General features: G+C 65.5%; 1 protein-coding gene. It reads right to left on the reverse strand.

What is annotated here, in order from left to right:
• Positions 1 to 37 precede the first annotated feature (37 nt).
• On the reverse strand, positions 38 to 238 hold a 201-nt coding region (locus tag A3764_RS00930), incomplete at its 5' end, for a helix-turn-helix domain-containing protein (RefSeq protein ID WP_330220502.1).

Consider the following 238-nt stretch of genomic DNA (forward strand, 5'->3'; position numbering starts at 1 on the left):
CGCATCTGGTGGGTCAGGGATTGTGGGGTGATGCCGATCATTGCGCGGCCTCCCGCTTGGCCTTGGCCCGCTCGATCCCGTTCATGATCGTGGTGTGGTCCCGGCCACCGAGCAGCCGCCCGATAGCGGGCAACGAAAGGTCGGTCTCCTCCTTCAGTCTCAGCATCACCTCATGGCGATGCCTGCAGGCCCGCTTGGTCCGGTCGCCGCCTCTGAGCATATCCACGGACACACCGGC

Origin of the sequence: Sulfitobacter sp. HI0129 (genome assembly GCF_001635395.1) — a bacterium.
Taxonomy (GTDB): domain Bacteria; phylum Pseudomonadota; class Alphaproteobacteria; order Rhodobacterales; family Rhodobacteraceae; genus Sulfitobacter.